6 protein-coding genes and 1 pseudogene are annotated in these 5,750 nt (G+C 38.5%); all 7 read left to right on the top strand.

All coding sequences use genetic code 11. From position 1 onward, the window contains the following. A pseudogene (locus WBM70_RS09690) lies at positions 1 to 718 on the top strand (bifunctional 5,10-methylenetetrahydrofolate dehydrogenase/5,10-methenyltetrahydrofolate cyclohydrolase); the annotation flags it as partial. Then, entirely contained in the window at positions 718 to 1,689 is a 972-nt protein-coding gene (lepB, locus tag WBM70_RS09685; protein ID WP_424558309.1) for a signal peptidase I, read from the top strand. The pseudogene WBM70_RS09690 and the gene lepB, both read left to right, overlap by 1 nt. Positions 1,690 to 1,699: 10 nt before the next feature. Then, the gene (gene rpiB, locus WBM70_RS09680; RefSeq protein WP_424558308.1) at positions 1,700 to 2,158 is read left to right on the top strand and encodes a ribose 5-phosphate isomerase B; all 459 of its coding nucleotides are present in this window, start codon (positions 1,700 to 1,702) and stop codon (positions 2,156 to 2,158) included. 2 nt (positions 2,159 to 2,160) lie between these two features. Then, positions 2,161 to 2,706: an adenine phosphoribosyltransferase gene (locus WBM70_RS09675; protein ID WP_424558307.1), complete on the top strand. Its 546-nt coding sequence runs from the start codon at positions 2,161 to 2,163 to the stop codon at positions 2,704 to 2,706. A 114-nt stretch (positions 2,707 to 2,820) separates the two neighbouring features. Next, positions 2,821 to 3,921, top strand: a complete 1,101-nt coding sequence (locus WBM70_RS09670) for a metallophosphoesterase (protein WP_424558306.1) — start codon at positions 2,821 to 2,823, stop codon at positions 3,919 to 3,921. An 85-nt stretch (positions 3,922 to 4,006) separates the two neighbouring features. Next, positions 4,007 to 5,254, top strand: a complete 1,248-nt coding sequence (gene trpB / locus WBM70_RS09665) for a tryptophan synthase subunit beta (protein WP_424558305.1) — start codon at positions 4,007 to 4,009, stop codon at positions 5,252 to 5,254. Positions 5,255 to 5,270: 16 nt separating this feature from the next. Then, positions 5,271 to 5,750, top strand: a 480-nt coding sequence (locus WBM70_RS09660) for a M17 family peptidase N-terminal domain-containing protein (protein WP_424558304.1), incomplete at its 3' end; no start/stop codon positions are given.

The following is a 5,750-nucleotide window of genomic DNA, read 5'->3' as shown; positions in this document are numbered from 1 at the left end:
TGCAAGTCATGAATATGATAAAATGAAAGCAAAATCTTGTGAAAAAGTATGGTTTTAATCTATCACACACAATATGCCTGATACCATTAGTCAATATGAGATCATTGCAACTATAAAGATGATGAATGATAATCCGCGTATAGATGGGATCTTGGTACAACTTCCTTTACCTAAGCATGTAGATACTGACAAAATACTTGAAGTGATAGATCCGAAAAAAGATGTCGATGGGTTCCATGCTTATAACGTAGGACGTTTAGTTACAGGCCTTGATAGTTTTGTAGCCTGTACACCTCTTGGTGTCATGAAAATGTTTGAAGAATATAATATAGAACTTAGAGGAAAAGATGTCTGTGTCGTAGGTGCAAGTAACATTGTAGGAAAACCTATGGCATCTTTGCTTCTTAATGCAGAAGCAACCGTAACCATCACACATATCTATACAAAGGATCTCAAGTCACATACAAGCAAAGCCGATATCGTTGTAGTGGGTGTAGGTGTTCCTGGACTCATCAAGGAGGATATGGTAAAAGAAGGTGCCATTGTGATCGATATAGGTATCAACCGTATTGAAGATGGCTCACTTGTCGGTGATGTTGACTTTGAAAATGTAAGTCCTAAGTGCTCTTACATCACTCCTGTACCTGGCGGCGTTGGACCTATGACCATAGCAATGCTTTTGAGCAATACACTTAAATCAGCAAAAGTTAGAGCATAATGAAGAAATTTTTACAGGCGTTCGGCCGATTTGCAAGCTCATGGACAGGTACGATCATTATCGTACTTTTTCTCATCTTTTTTGTTGCCCAGTCTTTTGTCATCCCATCAGGATCAATGAAAAGAACACAGCTCATAGGTGACTTTTTATTTGCCAAAAAATTCTCCTATGGTATCCCTACCCCTCACTTACCATGGTTAGAGATCCCTATCTTACCAGACTTTTTTGGAAATGGTCACCTTATAGAAGGTCCTAGACCCCTAAGGGAAGATATCGTTATTTTCCGTTATCCCAAAAACAACAAAATTCATTATGTAAAACGTTGTGTTGCGGTAGGTGGAGATGAAATACTTTATACACATAATAAATTATTTATACATTTTCATGAAGGTGAAGCGTATATGAAAGCAAACTATCCTGCAGATAAGATCATCACAGTGCGGGATAAACTATGGGTAGAAAACCCTTTTATGGACAAATATCCAGGTATACAATATGCACCCGAAGGTGGCAGTATATTTGAAGGACTTCTTCAATACTACGCATACAATGAAGATATAGATATGATACCTGTATATGTCTATGGCCTTGATACACCAATGTTTGAAATAGGCGGGAAAGGTGTAAATGCACTCTATGCAAAGGTAGACGAAGACCATTTCTACATGATAGGTGATAACCGAGATAACTCCAATGACAGTCGTTTTTGGGGTGCAGTACCTTATAGACTTATTGTAGGAAAACCTTGGCTAAACTATATGAGTTTAGAACACCGCTCATACGATACTATGCTTAATGGAAATGGAAACGGTAGTGGAAAAGACAATACGGGACTCAAGCGTTTATGTGGTGATATAGATATTGACACACAAGCATGTGAAGAGATTTGGGACAAACAGCGTTTTACTGTTCGTTGGGGACGTGTAGGAAGACGTATTGAGTCTATTCAAAAAGAACAACCTATTGAGTAAGGAATATAATATGAAAAAATTTTACATTGCAACTGACCATGCAGGTTATGCTCTTAAAGCGTATGTTAAAGATTATGTAACTTCTTTAGGTCATGAGATCATCGATCTTGGTCCAGACTCTGCAGACAGAGTGGACTACCCGGATTTTGCAAAAAAATGTTCAGAAGCTGTCTTATCAGACGAAGGCAGTTTTGGCATACTTATCTGTGGTACGGGTATCGGTATCTCTATAGCAGCAAACAAAGTACCTGGTATCCGTGCAGCACTTTGCCATGATACCTATACAGCAAAACTCACTAGACAACATAATGATGCAAATATCCTCTGCTTTGGTGAACGTGTGGTAGGTAAAGGTGTCATAGAGGACATGATAGAAGCCTTCGCCTCTACAGAATTCGAAGGCGGTCGACATGCAGGACGTGTGGCAAAAATAGAGGATAGCTGTTCTTACGGTTCAGATCTGGGGTGAATATGAGCATATTAACAGCAGAAGATAAAAAAATCATACTTGACAGTATCCGTGATATCCATGACTTTCCAAAGCCAGGTATTGTCTTTAAAGATATTACCACGCTCCTTTCTACACCTCATGCTTTTGATACGCTGATGACCCATCTAGAAAACCGTTATCAAAGTTATGAGTTAGACTTTATTGCCGGTATAGATGCAAGAGGATTCATCTTTGGTTCCATTTTGGCTGACAGACTAGGTATCGGTTTTGTGCCTGTTCGAAAAAAAGGTAAACTGCCCTACACTACTGTAGCTGAAAAGTATAGCTTAGAGTATGGTTTTGATGAAGTGGAGATACATATCGATGCGTTTGGAGAAGATGAAAATCCGAATGTACTGCTTATAGATGACCTCATAGCTACAGGAGGAACAGCAAAAGCTGCAACAAACCTCATAGACAAAGTGGGGGCGAACTGTGTGGAGGCATGTTTCATCATGGAACTTGGATTCCTTAATGGACGTGAAGGTATTGATGCTCCTGTCTATTCGGTGCTCGAGATAGACTAATACTTATAGTGTGTTTCCTCATAAACACACTATTGATAAAACGTATTTCATCATAAATAATCTTCTTTTAAACTAGAAAACAATATATCTATTATTATTTATAAGGTTGAAACTATGAGAGTTTATTTGTTCTTTTCAATTTTTCTTCTACTTTTCTTTTCTATACACTATCTTTTCTATTCAAGAGTTATCAAAAAACTCTTAGTCTCGCAAGAAGTAAAAAAAACCTTTACCCTCCTTTTAAGTCTGAACTTTATTTTCAATATACTTTACGTAGTCGGACGATATACAGACATGATCGGCAATACACTCTATTATCTCTTTTCCTTATCTATAGGGATGTCTTTTGTACTTCTTTTGTATTTAATTCTACATGAGATACTTCATCTGTTTCATAAAACACTCAAAAATGTCGACATTTCAAAAAGAGCATTCATCAAAAACAGTGGTGATGCCGCCATGTTTGCACTCTCTACTTCTTATGTTAGTGCCGGAGCCTATGAAGGGATGAAAGAACCTGTGGTCAATGTAGTGGAGTTTGATCATTTTGATTTTTCCATCGTACAGATCAGTGATCTGCATATAGGCGGTTTGATAGACAGTGATTTTGTCAAGGCATCTGTGCAGAAAATAAACGCACTTAAACCAGATATAGTCTTCATCACAGGAGATATCATAGATACTGCACTTGAAAATGTAGAAGATACTGTGATGGAACTAAATAATATCTCTTCCAAGCATGGTATCTATTATATTTTAGGAAATCATGAATATTTTCATGATCCACTGAAGATCATTGAATTTATCAAACCCACAAACATTACACTGCTGCTTAATGAAAATGTTACTATCGATGCACTGAATCTAAATGTTGTGGGTGTCACCGATCGTATTGGATATCGTACGGGCCTACTAGTCCCTGACATTCACAAAGCTTTTAGAGGATGCAATACTGCTTATAAAACCATACTTTTGGCTCACCAACCTAAATTTATAGAAGAACTTGGGAACTATACCCCTGAACTCATTCTCAGCGGCCATACTCATGGTGGACAGATCTGGCCTTTTGAGTATCTTGTCAGACTGCAACAACCCTATGTCAAAGGGCTGCATGAACTTCCAAATGGCAGCCACATCTATGTCAATAGCGGCATTGGATTTTGGGGACCACCTATGCGTCTTGACTCCCAAGCTGAAATTGCCTATATTGTATAATTAAGGATATGCATTCTTTGAAGACAAGGTGATTTCTAACCTCTCATTGGATATAATCTTTTCAATTACGACACAAGAGAATTAAATGAATTTATATGAAGAAATATACATCCCTAAAGCTAGTCCGAATGATCCCAATGAGTTAGGTCACTTTGGAAATACAGAAGATAATCAGGTTGGTTATGGCGGTCGATTTGTTCCCGAAACACTTATGCCTGCTCTTGAACAGCTTAGACTTGACTATGAAGCAATACGTTATGATAAAGACTTTTGGTCTGAGGTGGATCACTACTATAAAAACTATGTAGGTCGTCCCTCTTCACTCTACTTTGCTGAAAATCTTTCTAAAGAACTCGATGCAAAGATCTATCTTAAACGTGAAGACCTTAACCATACCGGTGCACACAAGATAAACCATACCGTAGCACAAGCAGTGCTAGCAAAGAGACTTGGTAAGAAAAAAGTGATCGCAGAGACTGGAGCTGGTCAACATGGCGTAGCCACAGCTACCGTTGCGGCTCTTTTTGGTCTTGAATGTGAAATATTTATGGGTGCTAAAGATGTAGCACGTCAAGAACTAAACGTTTTTCGGATGAAACTGCTTGGTGCCAAAGTCCATGCTGTTGAATCTGGAAGCCGAACACTTAAAGATGCGATGAATGATGCCATCAGACACTGGGTAACCAATGCACGTGACACTTACTACATCATCGGTACAGTCGCAGGACCTCACCCCTACCCTATGATGATACGTGACATACAGTCTATCATTGGATGGGAAGCAAAAAAACAACTCAATGCAGTTGAAGGATGTTTACCAGACAAAGTCATCGCGTGTATCGGTGGAGGTTCAAATGCTCTTGGTATCTTCAACCACTTTTTAGAAGATGATAATGTTGAGTGTATCGGTATAGAAGCCGGTGGCCTTGGACTGGACTCCAAACATGGTTGTTCTCTTGCCAAAGGGAGCCCTGGTGTTCTTCACGGTCAACTAAGCTATCTCCTTCAAGATGAAGATGGTCAGGTACAAGAAGCACATTCCATATCAGCCGGACTGGATTATCCTGGTATTGGACCGGAACATGCATATTTAAAAGATGAAGGTATCGCAAAATATGACTACATCACAGACGATGAAGCTCTAGATGCCTTTGTATGGCTTTCACAAGCTGAAGGTATCATCCCTGCATTTGAGAGTTCACATGCCATTGCATACCTTAAAAAAATGAAACCTGAAGAGATAAAAGGCAAAACGATCTTAGTCAACCTCTCTGGACGTGGTGACAAAGATATGATACAGGCAAAAGATATATTAAAAGATCAATTTAATTAAGCATAGGAGAACTAAAATGAATTTTGAATTAACACAACTCCCCGTGGAAGACATCGAAGGTGATATAGAAGTCATCATTGTCATCGACAACCATACAGACCATGTTTTTGTGCAAGACAAAAAACTATTGAAAAAAGCAGGTTTTAAAGGTGGCCAAGATGAAACGTGTCTGCTTGTGAGTAAAAACAGACTTTATGTAGGTGCTGATTCCACACTCAGTAAAAATATCAGAACTGCTGCGGCTAATGCTATTAAAGTACTTAAAGGTACAGGATACAGATCTATCAAAGTAGCAAGCTATCTTCACAGTAGTAAATGTACAAACTCTCTTCGTGCTATGGTTGAAGGTTTTATCTTAGGTGCTTATAGTTTTGAACAATACAAGACAAAAAAGAATGAAAACAAGATCAAACACATCACAATCTCACTTGATGAGTACAACGGATACAAAATCAACATAGAGAAAGCTTCTTTGCTTGTACATAAAGCACAGATT

The organism is Sulfurovum sp. (assembly GCF_049668085.1).
GTDB lineage: Bacteria > Campylobacterota > Campylobacteria > Campylobacterales > Sulfurovaceae > Sulfurovum.
Note: the sequence above shows the minus strand (reverse complement) of the source record. Positions and strands in the feature narration are given on the sequence as shown.

Excerpts from the sequence above, each read along its gene's own strand:
- lepB (WP_424558309.1), top strand. The coding sequence starts at position 718 with ATGAAGAAATTTTTACAGGCGTTCGGCCGATTTGCAAGCTCATGGACA.
- rpiB (WP_424558308.1), top strand. The coding sequence starts at position 1,700 with ATGAAAAAATTTTACATTGCAACTGACCATGCAGGTTATGCTCTTAAA.
- WBM70_RS09675 (WP_424558307.1), top strand. The coding sequence starts at position 2,161 with ATGAGCATATTAACAGCAGAAGATAAAAAAATCATACTTGACAGTATC.
- WBM70_RS09670 (WP_424558306.1), top strand. The coding sequence starts at position 2,821 with ATGAGAGTTTATTTGTTCTTTTCAATTTTTCTTCTACTTTTCTTTTCT.
- trpB (WP_424558305.1), top strand. The coding sequence starts at position 4,007 with ATGAATTTATATGAAGAAATATACATCCCTAAAGCTAGTCCGAATGAT.